Origin of the sequence: Myxococcus xanthus, assembly GCF_006402735.1 — a bacterium.
Taxonomy (GTDB): domain Bacteria; phylum Myxococcota; class Myxococcia; order Myxococcales; family Myxococcaceae; genus Myxococcus; species Myxococcus xanthus_A.
Genome location: NZ_CP017174.1, coordinates 6,485,276 through 6,500,629 on the forward strand (window position 1 = coordinate 6,485,276; position 15,354 = coordinate 6,500,629).

Here is a 15,354-nt window from a genome sequence, read left to right on the forward strand (position 1 = left end):
GACTACTTCGACGCCGCCGCGTTCAGGCGCTTCTCCGACAGGGCGAGGTACTTCTCGTCCATGTCGATGCCCACGTAGCGGTGGCCCAGCTTGAGGGCCGCCACGCCCGAGGTGCCGCTGCCGTTGAAGGGGTCCAGCACCAGCGCGTCCGGGGGGCAGCTCGCCTCCAGGATGCGCTCCAGCAGCGCCACCGGCTTCTGCGTGGGGTGGCTGCCGAAGGCCTTCTCCTCGCCGCCGCGCGGGACGGTGAGCGTCCACAGCCGGCCCTCGCCGTCCGCCGTCAGCTCGGCGTCACCAGAGGGCGGCAGCACCCACGCGTCGCGCATCTGCTTGCCGCCGTTCTCCGCCTTCATGCGCGAGTAGTTGAACGTGTGCTGCAACTTGCCGCCGGACTTCGGCGAAGCCCAGATGAGCAACTCCGTGGAGTGCGTGAAGTAGCGGCACGCCAGGTTGGGGCTCGCGTTGGGCTTGAACCAGGTGACGGTGTTGAGCAGCTTGTAGCCGAGCTTCTGCATCGCGAAGCCGACGTTGAAGATGACGTGCTGGGTGCCGCTCACCCACAGCGTGCCGGTGGGCTTGAGCAGGCGCTGGCAGGCCGCGAGCCACTCGGTGGTGAACTTGTGGTCCTCCTCCACGCCGCGCGACACGTCCCAGCCGCCCTTGGCCACCGAGGCGCGCTTGCCGCCCTTGCAGGTGAAGCCGCCGTTGGAGAGGAAGTACGGCGGGTCGGCGAAAATCATGTCGAACGTCTGGGGCTCGAACTGCGACATCAGCTCCAGGCTGTCGCCGTGCAGCAGCGTATAGGCCTCCCCTTTCGCGTAGACGCTCTCGTTGAGCGAACGGCGGACGACTTTCAGGGAAGGGGCTGCTGCAGCGTGCGCGGACATCTCGCCTCCGTCGGACTCTTCGTCGTGGACGCGGCGGACTGTGCGGTCGCTTCGGTGCTACGTCTAATTTCTGGCCTGTAGCACCCTGAAACTTGACGGGTGATTCAGGCCGTAGAAGCGCCGCGAGCAGGGCGGGAGCGCCTCTCGTGGAGGCCCTCCGACACCCTGCTCGACGGGTACTGCCTGGACTGTGGCGGGGCCCATGGAAGGCCCCCGCGGCCTTACGCCTTCTTGGCGGAGGTCGGCGACGCGCCGTACTTCTTGCGGAAGCGGTCGATGCGGCCGGCCGTGTCCACGAGCTTGTACTTGCCCGTGAAGAAGGGGTGGCAGTTCGAGCAGATTTCCACCGAGAACGAGCCGCGGGTGGACTTCGTCTCCACGACGTTGCCGCACATGCAGGTCACGCGGGACGGCGGGTAGACGGGATGGATTTCAGACTTCATGGCACGCTCCAGTATGCCTTGCCCCCACCCGCTGACGGGTAGGAGGTCCGGCGCTGAGGGATGGTCGGCGCTTATAATGGCGCTTGGACCGCTTCACAAGGCCAGCACGGCTCAATGGGCCGCCGAGCCAGGAGGCTCGACGCGTTCCACCCATTTCTGGACGACCGGATCCGCCGGAACGTCACTGCCAAGCTGGATGTACGACAACAGATGCGTGCGCCCGGCGTCCGTTGCGCCGCCGGACAGCTCCTTCTGGTAGGCCGCACGCGAGGCTTCCAAGCGGGCAATCGTCGCCTCCAGGGGCTGTTTTTCCGCCGGGTCCTGGGTCCCCGCGAGCCGCGCCTTCGCACGGGTGAGGTTGCCTTCGAGCAGGCGCAGCTGCTGCCGCGTGCGCTCCTGCACGGAGGCGTCGGCGAAGCGGCCCGTCCCCTCCAACTGGAGCACCAGCTTCGCCAGCTCGCGGCCCCGGGCCCCGGAAGGAATCACCGTGGCCTGGGCCTGCCGCTGGGCGATGCCCTGCCCTCGGCCCTCGTGGGACTGCACCACGAAGTCCACGCCCTCCACCTGGTCGGCAAGCCGCAGCGCCTCGTCGTGGGGCACCGCCGCGAGCACGACCACCAGCTCCACCTTCGACTTCTCACGCAGGCGCTTCGCCTCGGCGGCCACGGCGGGCTGCACCGGCAGACCCTGCACCTGTTCCTGGGCCTGGCCCGGAACGGCCAGCCCCACCGGCGTGGGCCTGGTCATGGCGGGAGAGACGCCCACCACGCCCACCTTCACGCCGCCCACCGTCGTCACCAGCGACGCGAGGAACAGCAGCTTGCCCTGCGCGTCCACGAGGTTCGCCGACAGGAGCTTCAGCTTCGCCTGCCGCGTCTGCTTCCGGAGGAAGCCCACGCCGAACCCGAGGTCGCGCGCGCCCACGGCCATGGCCGCGGTGCCCTGCGCGTCCATCTGCGACAGCACGAGCTCCGCGCGCGCCCGGGCATCCGGCGCCTGCGCGCTGTCCCGGCTCTTGAAGAGCGCATTGCCGGCGTCCAGCACGAGCACTGGCGCGCCCTGCTTGCGCTCCTTCTCAATCGCGACTTTTCGTCTGGCCAGACCGCCAGATGGATTGTGCCTTCAACCACAGGGGGCGACTTCGCCCCCATTGTCTCCGGTGAAGAGGAGGACAAGCTGCTTGGGCGCCGCGCCCGCCACCAGGGGCAGCAGGAGCAGCAGCGCCAGCGCGGCCAGCTTCACCGGACGCGGGCTCACTTCTTGGCCTTCTTGGCGGGCGCCGCCTTCTTGTCCATCTCGGCGATGCGCTCCTTGGCCGTCTTCGCCTCGGCGGACTTCGGGTAGCTCTTGATGAGCTCCTCCAGCGCCAGCCGCGACTCCTCCTTCATCTTCAGCTGCGCGAAGCAGTCCGACGAGCGCAGGTACGACTCCGGCGCGGACTCCGCCTTCGGGAAGTCCTGCAGCACCTTGCCGTACTCGAAGAGGGCCTCGCGGCACTTGGATTCGGAGAAGTACGTCTCACCGAGGCCGAAGTGGGCGTCCCCCACCAGCGGGTCCTTGGGCCACTTCTTCATGAACTCGTTGTAGAGCTGGCGCGCCAGCAGCACGTCGCCGGCCTTGGCCTTCTCCTTGGCGAGCGCCAGGAACTCCTTCTTGTCCGTGGGGCGCTTGAGCTCCTCGGCCTTCTTCTTCGCCTCGGCCTCCTTCAGCGCCGCCTCGCCCTGCATGGCGATCAGCTTCTGGTCCTGCGCGGCCAGCGCCGTCTCCAGCTCGGTGATTTTGTGGAGGTACGTCTCCACCTGGCCACGAAGCTGGGCGAGGTCCTCGACCGTCTTCTGGAACTGCACGCCGATGTCCGCGTCCTTGCGGCGTGCCGCGGTGTCCAGACCCTTGAGGGCCTTGGTGACCTCCGCGACCTTCTCGTCGATTTTAGGGAGCGTGGCGGCGAGCTGCTCGCGCGTCTCCTTCAGCTCCGTCTGAATCTGGGCGGAGTCGGTGCCGAGCCGGTCGACCTTCGCCTCGAGGGCGCGGCCGCGGTCAGCGGGATAGAAGCAACCAGGGAGGGCCAGCAGGGATATCAGCGCCAAGCTTCGCATCGGGCGCCATCTTAGGCGCAAACGCCCTGCCCGTCCGGTCTTCTCTCGCCCATGTCGGGCTCCGGGGGAGCCTGCCCGGCTGGCCGGTCACCGCTTCTGGATGGAAAACTCCAGCCGCTCGGCAGCATGCGCGCAGGCCACCCGGAGGCGGTCGGGGTTGAGGAAGAAGGCCACGGGGCGCGAGCGGCCCGACTCCAGGGCCTGGAAGGCCCGGCGGTACTCGGAGGCCGCCTCGGCGGTGCGCCGGCACTGCTCCAGGAGCAGCCCGAGCAGGTAACGGGCGGCCGCGTGGTCCGGGTCCAGCGTCAGGCAGCGACGCAGGTCGCGCTCCGCCACGGCGTCGGAGACACCCGAGGCGGCGCCATCCAACACGCAGGCGAAGAGGAGGTCCGCCTCCGCGAAGGCCTCCGGGCCGGACTCGGGTGTGGTGGCCACGGCTCCCCGGGCGCCCCCTGCATCCAGGTGAGCCGGGACAGAAAGCCCATGGTGGGCCTCGGGCCGGGCGCGCTCAGGGGCTCGGCCTGGGGGCACGGTCGTGCCACGCTTCCTTGAAGGAGACGCAGCGCCGTTCCAAGGGTGCTGGACAGCCCGAGCCTCGGACTCCCCTTCCTCCAGCCGGACGTAGAAGAAGGCCTGCTCTCCGCGCTGCACACGGAGCGCCGGTGGGACGCGAAGCAGCGGCTCGGACGCGGACAGCACCAACACGCCACCGGGCGACAGGCTCCCCGCGAGCGCCTCTACGGTGCGATGGAAGGCCTCCTCGGTGAAGTAGATGAGGACGTTGCGGCAGAAGATGACGTCGAAGCCGCCTCCGCCGGGCGCCACCGGATACGGCGACTCCATCAGGTTGTGGCACTGGAAGCTCGCGCGCTCCCGCAGCGCGGGCGTCAGGGCTTCTTTCGCGCCGGACCGGACGAAGTACCGCGAGCGCAGCTCCGGTGGGACGCGGCGCAGTTGCTCCCGGCCGTAGGCCAGCCACCGCGCACGGCGCAGCGTGTCCCCGGCGATGTCCGTCCCCAACACCGTGCTGTCCGGGTCGGCCCCCGCCTCCGCGAGCAGGACGAGCAGCGTGGCCACCTCCTCGCCCGTGGCGCAGCCCGCGCTCCAGACGCGCAGGGGCCGCCGATTCCGCGTCACCAGAGGGGTGAGGACCTGCGCTCGGAACGCGGCGAGCTGCACCTCGTCGCGGAAGAGGTCCGTCTTGTTCACCACCACCGCGGCGATGAGGTCCTCCAGGTCCGTCACGCCCGACGGGGACTGGAGGAACATCAGGTACTGGTGCGGCGTGAGGCCCTGGCTGCGCGCCGCCAGGCGCTCATCCAGCCGGCGGACCTGAGGGCCACTCAGGGCCATCCCCGTCCGCGCCGACAGGAAGGCGCGCACTCCAGACCATGGCGCGCCGTCAGTCACCCGGGCTCAGCGCCCCACCGCGAGGGACTCTCCCCGCGCCAGTCGCACCAACGTCGCCGCGACTTCGTCACCGTGGATGAGGTGGTCCACCGCCTTGCGCTCCACCGCCGCGCCCGGCATGCCGAACACCACGCAGGACTCCTCGTTCTGCGCCACCGCCAGTCCGCCTGCCTGCTTGATGGCCAGCAGGCCATCCGCGCCGTCCGCGCCCATGCCCGTCAGCACCAGGCCCACCGCGCGCCGTCCATAGGTGCGAGCGGCGCTCTCCAGCAGCACCGTGCCGGACGGCATGTGCCCATCCCGCTCCACGCCCAGCTTGATCCCCACGCGTCCCCGGAAGGGGATGACGGTGTGCTGCCCCGGCGGAGCGATGAGGACGTGCCCCGGCATCAGCGGCTCTCCGTCCTGCGCCAGCCGCACCTTCAACTTGCTGGCCCCGGCCAGCCACCCCGCGAGGGACTCCGCGAAGGCGGCGTTGATGTGCTGGACGATGACGATGGGCGCCGGGAAGTCCGCGGGCAGCTCCGACAGCATCTTGAAGAGCACCTGGGGCCCGCCCGTGCTCGCCGCCACCACCACGACGCCCATGGACACCGCCGGCAGCACCGACGTGGCCACCCGAGGCGGCAGCAGCGGGCCGCGCTGGGGCCGGCGCAGGTGGCGGATGACGCGCACCGAGGACAGCAGCCGGATTTCGCGAACCAGGTTCCACGCGTCCGGCCCGGCGTCGATTGCGGGCTTGATTTGCAGGGCGAGCGCGCCCAGCTCCAGCGCGCGGTACGTCAGCTCCGGCGCCTGGGAGCGCGGGTCCGCCGTGAGCACCAGGATGGGCGTGGGGCACTCGGCCATGATGTGCTCGGTGGCCGTGAGCCCGTCCATGACGGGCATGTCCACGTCCATGGTGATGACGTGGGGACGCAGCTCCTTGGTCATCTCCACGGCCTGCTTGCCGTCCGCGCAGGTGCCCACGACTTCGATATCGGGGTCCTTGCTCAGCGCCTCGCAGATGAGCTGTCGGCAGATGAGGGAGTCATCGACCACCAGCACCGACACTTTCTTGCCCATGCCCTGTCCATACCCCGTGCGCGAGCCCGGGAGTATAGCCAATGCAAGGGTCTGTCAGCCCAGCAGTCGCCGCACCACATCCACCAGGTCCTGGCGCACCAGGTCGCCCTTGGTGATGTAGCCGTCCACCCCTGCCGCCAGCCCCCGCCGCCGGTCCTCCTCCCCCCCACGGGTGGTGAGGATGACCACCGGGAGCCTCGAATGGACGGGGTGCCCCTTCAGGCGCCGGGCCAGCTCCAGGCCGTCCACCCCCGGCATCTCCAGGTCCGTGACGGCCAGGTCCACGGGATGAGAATCCAGGACCTCCAGGGCCTCGGCGCCGTCCGAGGCGATGACGGTGTCGTACCCCACCGCCTCCAGCAGGTTGGCGATGAGCTCCCGGGTGAGGGGCGAGTCGTCCACCACCAGGATGCGGCGCCGCCGGGCCTCGGGGCCGGGCGCTACCGACGGGGGCGGACGTGGCAAGGCATTTCCATGATGGGCACTGGCGGTGAGGAAGGCCGCCGAGAGCACCATGGCCAGGCGCCCATCCGCCAGGGACGTGGCCCCCGTGAGGTGGCCGAAGCGGCCCAGGATGCCCTTCAAGGGGAGGATGGCCTGAACCCGCTCCTCCAGGACGCGGTCCACCACCAGCGCCGCCGCGCCGCTCTGGCTCTTCACCACCAGGGCCAGCTCACCCTCGCGGGCGGGCCGCGGAGGCCCCAGCCCCAACAGTGACGACAGCGGGGCCAGCGGCAGCACCCGGCCTTCCACCAGGAGCGACGGGCGGCCGGCCACCTCGCATTGGTCCGCCGAGTCCACCTTCAGGGCCCGCGAGACATGGGTGGCGCTCAGGGCCAGCGTCTCCGTCCCCACCTGGATGAAGAGCAGCGGGGCCACGGTGAGGGAGACGGGGACGCGCAGCTCGAAGATGGTGCCCCAGCCCGGTGCCGACTCCACCCCGACGTCGCCGCCCAGGGCCTGGATGGAGGTGCGGACCGCGTCCAACCCCACGCCCCGGCCCGACAGGTCGGTGACGACGTCCCGCGAGGTGAAGCCCGGCAGGAAGATGAGCTCGCGGGCCGCGGCGTCCGACAGGGCGTTGGCGGCGCTCTCATCGAACAGCCCCCGGCGCACGGCCACCTTGCGGAGTTGGACGGGGTCCACGCCCATTCCGTCGTCCTCGACACGGAGGATGATGCGGCTGCCCTCTCGAGCTGCACGCAGCGTGAGACAGCCACGCGGCTTCTTGTCCGCAGTGACGCGGTCCACCCGCGTCTCCAGTCCGTGGTCCAGGGCGTTGCGGACCAGGTGCATCAACGGCTCGCGAAGCGCCTCCACGACGGCGCGGTCGGCGCGAGTGTCCTCCCCGTCGACGACCAGCTCCACCTCCTTGCCCAGCACGCGGGACAGGTCGCGCACCATGCGGGGGTAGGGCTCGAAGAGGACGGAGAGCGGCAGCATGCGCAGCGTCTGCACCTCCTCCACCAGCATGCCCAGGTCGCGCAGCTCCGCGTTGGAGAGCAGCTTCGACTCGCGGTGGAGCACCGCGGCCATCTCCTTGGCCGAGCCCAACCGTGCCGCCAACGCGGCGCCCGCGGGCCCCAGGTCTTCCGCCTCGCGGGCAAGCTGGCTCAGCTCGCGGGCCAGGGCCAGGCGCCGGGCGTTGGCCAACTCCCGGCGACGCGCCACCTGCGTGAGGTTGGTGACGGCACTGGTGAGCAGGTCCAGGCTCTCCACGCCGATGCGCACCGCGGTGTCCGGACGAGGCTCGGGCTGCCGGGGCGCCGAGATGCCGTTGGACCCCTGCACCGTCGGAGCCGAGGAGGTCGCCCGGGCTCCTACGCCAGAGGACGCCGCGGTACCGGAGGCCGGCGGAGAGACGAGGCTCGGCATCGCGCTCCGTCCGGCTGAAGGCACGTGAGGCCGGCTTCCCTCAGCGACGGGGACCGTCAACAGCCGCCCCGGAGAAGCCCCTGGGCTCGCCCGCACGGTGGCGGGTGGGCCACCTTGGGCCCCCGCCCTGCCGACAGCCTCCGGACTCGGGGTGGCTCCTTCTGCGGGCGCGAGACTTCCGGGCGGCAGCCGCACCGACTCGGAGCGGACGCACTCCTGCAACCACGCGACGAGCCGCTCCACCGCGGGCGGCGGCTCATCAGCGGCCTGCGTCCCGGAGAACACGAGCACGGCGTCCGCCGTGGTCAGCAACGCATCCGTGGACGCGGGTGAGAGCGCGTAGCGAAGGGGCTCGGTGCAGCGGACCAACTCCTCCATCTCGTGCACCAGCACGTTGACGTCATCGAAGCCCATCATCCGGGCTTCACCCTTCAAGCCGTGCAGCTCTCGCAGCACGCCCCGCCCCGCCTCCGCGCTGGCGCCGGACTCCAGCTCCATCAAGGACCGGGTGATGCGCTCCAGGCGCACCGTCACCAGGTCCCGGAACTGCCTGAGCAGGCGCTCGCTCGGGGTCACCCGCCCTCCTCCCCCAGCGGCTCCTGGCCAATCTGGAAGCGCTCCACCACGCCCTGCAGGTCCCTGGCGAGCACGAGCAGGTCCGTGTTCGCGGTGGTCACCTGCTTGGTGGCGTTGAGGCTCTGCTGGGTGATGCGGAGGATGTCCGCCATCGTGTCGGCGAGTTGGTCGGTGCCCTGCTGCTGCTGCTGCGTGGCCAGGGAGATGCTGCGCACCGCGTAGGACGTCTGCCCGGCCAGGTCGACAATCTGCCGCAGCGACTCGGACACCTGCTGCGCCAGCGTGGTGCCCGTCTCCACCGCGCGCACGCCGCCCTCGGTGGCGGACACGGCCGCGGCGGAGGCCTCGCGCACCTCCTCGATGAGGCCTTCAATCTCCTTCGTGGACTCCAGCACGTTCTCCGCCAGGCGCCGCATCTCAGCCGCCACCAGGGAGAAACCCCGGCCCACCTCACTGGCCTTGGTGCCCTCCAGTTCGGCGTTGAGCGCCAGCAACTCCGACTTGTCGGCGACGCCGTTGATGAACTCGACGATCTTGCCAATCTGCTGCACGCGCTTGTTGAGCCGCACCACGGCGGAGGAGATGGCGCCGTTGTCCTGGCGCATGCGCGCCATGGAGCCCAGGAAGGCCTCCGCGCTCCCCTGCCCCTGCTGCGCCGCGCCCAGCGTGCGCTGGGCAATCTCCGCCACCGAGCCCGCGTTCTCGGCGATCTGCCGCGCCGAACGTGCCAGCTCCTCCGTGGTGGCGCTCGTCTCGTCCAGCGAGCTGGCCTGCTCCGTCGCGCCCGCTTCGTAGCGTCCCGACGTGGTGAGAATCTCCTCCGTGGTCGCCGAAATCTGCGCGCCCGCGCGCTGCAACTGCGACATCACGTCCGCCAGATGCACGCGCATGGTGGTGAACGCCGCGGAGACGTCCCAGACCTCGTCCTCCGCGGGCACCACGCGCGGGCTGGCCAGGTCCCCCTCGGCGATGCGCTTCGCCTCGCGCGACAGCTCCCGGAGGGGCCGCCCCAGCATGGTGCCGCCCAGGTAGGCGGCCGTCAGCGCCAGCGCGAAGACGAGCAGCACCAGCCCTCCGCCCTGCGTCAGCGCCTCGACTCGAAGCTCCTGCGCCAGCATCAGCTGACGGCTGACGTCCCGCTCCGCCATGAGCCGGGTGAAGATGTGGTTGCTCAGCGCCGACGCGAGCTGCGCGGACAGCACCGCGGGCGTCACCACCGCCACGAAGGCGAAGGCCGCCAGCCGCGCACGCAGCTCCGCGCGCCGGGGCATGGCCTCGATGAGCTGCGCGTGCGTCATGCCCAGCTCCGCCAGCCACAGCACCACCTTGCGCGAACGAAGCACGACGAGGCAGTACACGAGCAGCGCGGTCAGCGGCCCGAAGAGCAGGCCCAGCGCGGCGATGCGAGCGGCCACCGCCAACTCCACGCCCACGCCCAGCCACATGCACACGCCCAGCGCCAACGTGGTGACCAGCCACAGTCCCAGCGAGCCCAGGAAGGCCTCGTCCGGCGCGCGCGTCACCTCCGCCACCGCCGACGCCAGCGTCTGCGGCGTGGTGGGCACATCCCCACGCTCCAGCCCGCGCAGGGTGCGCTGCCGGCCCAGGGACACAGCGGCCCCCGATACCAGCGCCGTCGCGCAGAGCGCGCCGCCCAGGATGCCCATCACGCCCATCCGGTCCGCCAGCGGCTCGGCGAAGGTGAGCGAGGCGAAGCGCAGGCTGAGCGCCGCGCCCACCAGGTTGGCCAGCGGGACGGGCGCCATGAGGTGCCGGCTGAACGAGGCCCGCCTGGGGCCCTTCTGCGCGCTCACGCGTCACCTCCCGGCCCGACGTGGAAGCGCTCCACCGCGTCTTTCAAATCACGCGCCAGGGTGGACAGGTCGGCGTTGGCCGCCGCCATCTGCTTGGTGGCCGCGAAGTTCTGCTCGGTGACGCGAAGGATGTCGCCCATGGCGGCCGCCAGCTGGTCCGTTCCCGTCTGCTGCTGCTGCGTGGCCAGGGAGATGCTGCGCACCGCGTGGGACGTCTGCCGGGCCAGTTCCAGGATGAGGCTCAGGCTTTCGTCCACCTGCGCGGCCAGCACCGTGCCCGCGTCCGTCGTCTTCAGCCCCGCCTCGGTGGCCATGACCGCGGCGTGCGTCGCATCGCGAATCTCCGCGATGAGCTGCTCAATCGCCTTCGTGGAACGAATGACGTTCTCCGCCAGGCGCCGCATCTCCGCGGCCACCAATGAGAAGCCCCGGCCCACCTCGCCCGCCTTGGTGCCTTCCAACTCGGCGTTGAGCGCCAGCAGGTCGGACTTGTCGGCAATCTCGTTGATGAACTCCACCACCTTGCCAATCTGCTGCACGCGCTTGTTGAGCCGAACCACCGCGTCCGCGATGGCCTGGTTGTCCTCCTTCATGCGCTGCATCGCGCCCAGGAAGGCGGCGGCGCCTCGCTGTCCCGTCTGCGCGGCGGCGAAGGTCGTCTCGGCGATGGCGGACACCGACTCCGCGTTGCCGGCAATCTGCTGCGCCGAGCGTGCCAGCTCCTCCGTGGTGGCGCTCGTCACGTTGAGCGACGCGGACTGCTCATCCGCGCCGGACTCCTGCTCACCGGACGTGGCCACCAGTTGCTCGGTGGTGGTGGAAATCTGGAGGCCCGCGCGCCGCAGCTGCGCCAGCGCCTGCCCCAGCTGCGTCTGCATCTGCGCGAAGGCGGCGGAGGTGGCCCACACCTCGTCCTCCGCGGCGATGATGCGCGGCGGGCGGAAATCGCCCTGGGCGATGCGCGTGGCGTCCTCGGTGATGGAGCGCAGCGGCTCGGCGATGACGGCGCCGCCCACATAGGCCGTCATCATCACCAGCACCGCGACCAATCCGGCCACCGCGAGCCCGCTCGTCTCACTGGCCCGCCCCGCCACGTCGCGCTGTACGTGGGCTGGCGCGCCCACCATCGCCTCCACCGCGTCCATCGCCCGCGTCACCGACGCGTCGAGGATGAAGAAGGACGGGCTGAGCACGGCGATGGCGGTGAAGAGCACCATCCGCCGGCGGATGTGCAGGCGGCGCGGCGGCGCCGTGGCCACCACTTCCAGCGGGGACAGGCCCTGGGCCGCCACCAACTCCACCGCCTTACGGGCGCGGCGAGCCACCATCAGGTAGACGAACAGCGCGCTCAGCGGCCCCAGGAACAGGCCCATCAGCGCGAGCCGCATCCCCAGCATCCACGTCCCACCCACCAGCGGGACGAAGATGAGCGCCACGCCCAGCGAGGCCAACAGCCAGCACTGAAGGACGAAGGCGAAGCTCCGCTCCGGGAAGGAGCGCGCTTCCAGCAGCGCCTTGAGCAGGGCCTCGTGCGTGGATGGCAGCCGGCCTTCGCCCAGCCCGTACAGCACCCGCAGCGCGCGCCGTCCATGGACGCCGGTGAACCAGAGCGCCAGCGACAGCGCCACGCCCACCAGCAGCAGGAAGGGCCCCCAGGTGCCCTCGGGCACCGTGTCGGTGAGCTGGCAGTGCAGCAGCACCAGCACCGTGCCCATGGAACTGCCAAACAACGCGGGACGCGCGGTCCACCGCGCCAGGCCCCTCATGCCTCCGGGCACCGTCATGCGCCCTCCCCTGGATGCCCGCGCAGGAAGCGCTCGAAGTCCGCCAGGCCCACGAGGGGCCACAGCTCTCCTCGCGCCATCACGAAGCCCTGGAGGCTGCCCCCCGACGCGCGCACCGTCACCGGCGGCGCGGGCAGCACCCGGTGCGGCTCCGCGTCGATTTCCAGCGCGTCCACGCCCACTGCCCCGCCCGAGGCGGACACCAGCACGCGGGCGGAACCCTCCGTCTCATGGAAGGCCCGGCGCGCGGAGGCCGCCGCGTGCCCGGAGGGCGACGCGATGGAGGCCACCTCGTGCGCATGGAAGGCGAGCCGGTGGGGACCGGCATGGCACAGGAGCATTCCCCGGACGTGGCCCGGCGGCTCCATGACTCAGGTCCCCTGACTGAGGTGGTCGAAGAGCCCTTCCGGGTCGATGACGGCCACGTCCCGGGGGCCGCTCTTGGCGGGGCCGCGCAGGTGGACGTGGACGCCCGTGGGGCCCAGGGGCTCCAGCGTGCCCGTCACCGGGGAGACGCCGGCCACCGTACTGGCCGTGAGGGCCAGGGTCCCACGCGACAGGCGCACCAGCACCGCCCTTCGGGAACCCTGACTGACGCCGCCCACCAGCAGGCCCATGTCCACGACGGGGATGACTTCTCCCCGGTGTGCGAACACGCCCAGCAGGTGGGCTGGAGCGCCGGGCACCCGCGTGAGCTCGGGGAAGGTCACGACCTCCGCCGCGCTCTCCGCGGGTACCGCATACCAGCTACTGCCACAGGCGAAGACGAGATAGGACTGACGCGCTTCCGGCTCTTGGACGGCCATCACACGCGCAGCCTACCTCAGACTAGCGCTGGAACTCGACGCGGCGGTTCTCGGACCACGCGTCTTCGGACGAAGCGGAGTTCACCGGGCGGGTCTCACCATAACCCACCGTGCCCAGCCGGCTGGCCGGCACGCCCAGGTCCGTCAGGTAGCGCTTGACGGACGCCGCGCGGCGGTTGGAGAGCTGGAGGTTGTACTCCTCGGTGCCGCGCTCGTCGGCGTGGCCCGCCAGGGTGACGCGGCCCGGAGCGCTCTTCAGGCACTGGGCCAGGTCGGACAGACGCTGCTGCGCGTCCGCGGACAGGCCAGACTCATTGAAGCCGAACGGCACGGGGCTCCAGTCGCAGCGGTCCGCGGAGGCCGTCACGCACTGGCCGGCCTGGCACTCCTGGCCCTCGCCGCAGTCAGAGCTGGACGCGCAGGTGTTCTCGGGAACCTGGCAACGGCCGGACTCGCACTTGCCGCCGCCGGGGCACTGGGTGTCCTGCTGGCACTGGGCCTCGGCGCACTTGCCGGCCTCGCAGATGCGGCCGCTGCCACAGGCGCTGTCCGTGGTGCACTCAGGCGGCTTGGGGGCGCACTTGTTCGCCTGGCAGGTGAAACCCTCCTGGCAGTTGGCGTCGGTGGCGCACTCCTGGCACTGGCCCTGGACGCAAACTTCGCCCTTCTCCGCGCAGTGCTCGTCCTCGTTGCACTTCGGATAGGAAGGGGTGCAGCCGCCCATGATGGCGACGGCGAGGGAGAGCCCCGCCAAAAGGGAAATCTGACGCATTATTTCCTCCAGAATTCTGTAGTCGAAAACGCGCCCGCGCCCGCGGGGTGTAGTCGGTGGCGTGTAGTCTCACTGGCGGGGGTGAGTCAAAACATTTGTCCCTCTCTAGACACCTCCCCGGCCGCCGAAACCCTTGAATCTCCAAATATTTTCCGTGAGATTGTCACGATTGACCCGCGTGTGGCGCGCCCCGTGGCGCGCCTCGGGGAAAGCCCGTCATGCCCGCCTCTGTCCTCATCGTCGATGACGAGAAGAACATCCTCCTCACCCTGAGCCAGTCGCTCCAACTGGCGGGGTATCAGACGCACCTGGCCAACAGCGGGCAAGTAGCCCTGGATGTCGTCAGCGCCCGTCCCGTGGACGCGGTGCTGATGGACGTGAAGATGCCGGACATGGACGGCCTCACAGCCCTGGCGAAGCTGACCGAGCTGAAGCCGGAGCTGCCCGTCATCATGATGTCCGGGCACGGCACCATCGACACCGCGGTGAAGGCGACCCAGCTGGGAGCCAGGGATTTCCTGGAAAAGCCAATCGCCCGGGAACGACTGCTGGTGGCGCTGCGCAACGTGCTCAAGCACCAGGCCGCCATGGCGGAGCTCCAGGAGCTGCGGGCACAGCTGGGCCGATACGACATGGTCGGCGGCGGACCGGCCATGCAGCGCATCTTCTCGCTCATCCAGCGCACGGCGCCGTCCGAGGGCCGGGTGCTGATTACGGGTGAGAACGGCACGGGCAAGGAGCTCATCGCGCGGGCGCTGCACCAGCATTCGAAGCGCAAGGGGCAGCCCTTCGTGAAGCTCAACTGCGCCGCGGTGCCGCACGAGCTCATCGAAAGCGAGCTGTTCGGCCACGAGAAGGGCGCCTTCACCGGCGCGGTGAGCGTGCGGCGGGGCAAGTTCGAGCTGGCCCACGAGGGCACGCTCTTCCTGGACGAGATTGGCGACATGCCGCCGGCGATGCAGGCCAAGCTGCTGCGCGTGTTGCAGGAAGGCGAACTGGAGCGCGTGGGCGGCGCGGAGACACACAAGGTGGACGTGCGCGTCGTCGCGGCGACGAACAAGAACCTGGAGGCGGAGATTGCCGCCGGGCGCTTCCGCGAGGACCTCTACTACCGCATCAACGTGGTGCAGATTCATTCACCTCCGCTGCGCGAGCGTCGCGAAGACTTGCCGGACCTCATCAAGACGTTCCTCGACGAGGCCTGCGCCAAGAATGGACGCCGGCCGCTGACGCTGTCTCCCGACGCGCTGGCGGTGATGAGCGCCTACGACTATCCCGGCAACGTGCGCGAGCTGCGCAACCTGGTGGAGCGGCTGGCCATTCTGTGTGAGGGCCCCGTCGTCACCCGGACGGATGCGCTGGAGCTGTTGCCCCGGGGCCGGAACGTGCCGCCGCCCTCACCGGTGGAGACACCCGCGAGCCCCCTGCCCCCTCCTTCTCCCGAGACAGCCGTGGCCCTGGCGTCCAGCGCGCCCGCGCCCGCCATCGCCACCCCGGTGACGACCGAGCCTCCCGCGCCCGTGGGGTTCCGTCCTCGCGCGGACCGGACGTTCCGCGAGCAGGTAGAGGACGCGGAGCGAGAAATCATCCAGTACGTGCTTGCCCATACACATGACAACGTGACGGAAGCCGCGCGGTTGCTCGACCTGGAGCGTGGTCATTTTTACAAGAAGATGAAGGCACTGGGCTTGCGCCGCGGCCAGAGCGAATCCTGACTATCTGACAATTATTATCCCAGGCCACTGACTCCCCCTTATCCCCAGACATCCGGGTGAGGATTGCGCCTCACCCAGGACTGGCCATGGGTCAGGGAGGGTGTATGTCCT

Annotated in this window: 14 protein-coding genes; 1 reads left to right on the plus strand and 13 read right to left on the minus strand. The window is 70.2% G+C overall.

Features of this window, described 5'->3' with window-relative positions; all coding sequences use genetic code 11:
- Positions 1-2: 2 nt before the first annotated feature.
- From BHS09_RS26355 to BHS09_RS26410, 13 genes are all read right to left on the minus strand, one after another.
- Positions 3-887: a DNA-methyltransferase gene (locus BHS09_RS26355; protein WP_140794271.1), complete on the minus strand. Its 885-nt coding sequence runs from the start codon at positions 885-887 to the stop codon at positions 3-5.
- 221 nt (positions 888-1,108) lie between these two features.
- A complete protein-coding gene (gene rpmE, locus BHS09_RS26360; RefSeq protein ID WP_140794272.1) occupies positions 1,109-1,330 on the minus strand; it encodes a 50S ribosomal protein L31 in 222 nt (73 codons plus the stop codon).
- 111 nt (positions 1,331-1,441) lie between these two features.
- Positions 1,442-2,380 (minus strand): metallophosphoesterase family protein, encoded by a 939-nt coding sequence (locus BHS09_RS26365; protein WP_140799446.1) that lies wholly within the window; start codon positions 2,378-2,380, stop codon positions 1,442-1,444.
- A 72-nt stretch (positions 2,381-2,452) separates the two neighbouring features.
- Positions 2,453-2,587 (minus strand): hypothetical protein, encoded by a 135-nt coding sequence (locus BHS09_RS39950; protein ID WP_002634075.1) that lies wholly within the window; start codon positions 2,585-2,587, stop codon positions 2,453-2,455.
- A complete protein-coding gene (locus tag BHS09_RS26370) occupies positions 2,584-3,426 on the minus strand; it encodes a tetratricopeptide repeat protein (RefSeq protein WP_140794274.1) in 843 nt (280 codons plus the stop codon). Before BHS09_RS26370 ends, BHS09_RS39950 begins: the two co-directional genes overlap by 4 nt.
- 87 nt (positions 3,427-3,513) lie before the next feature.
- On the minus strand, positions 3,514-4,836 hold the full coding sequence (locus tag BHS09_RS26375) for a CheR family methyltransferase (RefSeq protein WP_140799447.1): 1,323 nt from the start codon (positions 4,834-4,836) through the stop codon (positions 3,514-3,516).
- Between the two features lie 6 nt (positions 4,837-4,842).
- Entirely contained in the window at positions 4,843-5,901 is a 1,059-nt protein-coding gene (gene cheB / locus BHS09_RS26380; RefSeq protein ID WP_140794276.1) for a chemotaxis-specific protein-glutamate methyltransferase CheB, read from the minus strand.
- A 54-nt stretch (positions 5,902-5,955) separates the two neighbouring features.
- On the minus strand, positions 5,956-8,352 hold the full coding sequence (locus BHS09_RS26385) for a hybrid sensor histidine kinase/response regulator (RefSeq protein ID WP_140799448.1): 2,397 nt from the start codon (positions 8,350-8,352) through the stop codon (positions 5,956-5,958).
- The gene (locus BHS09_RS26390) at positions 8,349-10,166 is read right to left on the minus strand and encodes a methyl-accepting chemotaxis protein (RefSeq protein WP_140794278.1); all 1,818 of its coding nucleotides are present in this window, start codon (positions 10,164-10,166) and stop codon (positions 8,349-8,351) included. Before BHS09_RS26390 ends, BHS09_RS26385 begins: the two co-directional genes overlap by 4 nt.
- Complete coding sequence (locus BHS09_RS26395) at positions 10,163-11,950, minus strand: methyl-accepting chemotaxis protein (protein WP_140794279.1); 1,788 nt, start codon at positions 11,948-11,950, stop codon at positions 10,163-10,165. The genes BHS09_RS26390 and BHS09_RS26395 overlap by 4 nt, the downstream gene beginning before the upstream one ends.
- The gene (locus tag BHS09_RS26400) at positions 11,947-12,318 is read right to left on the minus strand and encodes a protein CrdC (RefSeq protein ID WP_140794280.1); all 372 of its coding nucleotides are present in this window, start codon (positions 12,316-12,318) and stop codon (positions 11,947-11,949) included. The genes BHS09_RS26395 and BHS09_RS26400 overlap by 4 nt, the downstream gene beginning before the upstream one ends.
- A 3-nt stretch (positions 12,319-12,321) precedes the next feature.
- Positions 12,322-12,756, minus strand: coding sequence for a chemotaxis protein CheW (locus BHS09_RS26405; RefSeq protein ID WP_174258901.1), 435 nt, complete (start codon positions 12,754-12,756; stop codon positions 12,322-12,324).
- Positions 12,757-12,778: 22 nt separating this feature from the next.
- On the minus strand, positions 12,779-13,528 hold the full coding sequence (locus BHS09_RS26410; RefSeq protein ID WP_140794282.1) for an OmpA family protein: 750 nt from the start codon (positions 13,526-13,528) through the stop codon (positions 12,779-12,781).
- 218 nt (positions 13,529-13,746) lie between these two features.
- On the opposite strand from BHS09_RS26410, the gene BHS09_RS26415 reads away from it, so the two are divergent.
- Positions 13,747-15,243, plus strand: a complete 1,497-nt coding sequence (locus BHS09_RS26415) for a sigma-54-dependent transcriptional regulator (protein ID WP_140799450.1) — start codon at positions 13,747-13,749, stop codon at positions 15,241-15,243.
- The last annotated feature ends 111 nt before the right edge of the window (positions 15,244-15,354 follow it).

Coding starts and splice junctions, on each gene's coding strand:
- BHS09_RS26355 (WP_140794271.1), bottom strand. CDS start 887: ATGTCCGCGCACGCTGCAGCAGCCCCTTCCCTGAAAGTCGTCCGCCGT.
- rpmE (WP_140794272.1), bottom strand. CDS start 1,330: ATGAAGTCTGAAATCCATCCCGTCTACCCGCCGTCCCGCGTGACCTGC.
- BHS09_RS26370 (WP_140794274.1), bottom strand. CDS start 3,426: ATGCGAAGCTTGGCGCTGATATCCCTGCTGGCCCTCCCTGGTTGCTTC.
- cheB (WP_140794276.1), bottom strand. CDS start 5,901: ATGGGCAAGAAAGTGTCGGTGCTGGTGGTCGATGACTCCCTCATCTGC.
- BHS09_RS26395 (WP_140794279.1), bottom strand. CDS start 11,950: ATGACGGTGCCCGGAGGCATGAGGGGCCTGGCGCGGTGGACCGCGCGT.
- BHS09_RS26400 (WP_140794280.1), bottom strand. CDS start 12,318: ATGGAGCCGCCGGGCCACGTCCGGGGAATGCTCCTGTGCCATGCCGGT.
- BHS09_RS26405 (WP_174258901.1), bottom strand. CDS start 12,756: ATGGCCGTCCAAGAGCCGGAAGCGCGTCAGTCCTATCTCGTCTTCGCC.
- BHS09_RS26410 (WP_140794282.1), bottom strand. CDS start 13,528: ATGCGTCAGATTTCCCTTTTGGCGGGGCTCTCCCTCGCCGTCGCCATC.
- BHS09_RS26415 (WP_140799450.1), top strand. CDS start 13,747: ATGCCCGCCTCTGTCCTCATCGTCGATGACGAGAAGAACATCCTCCTC.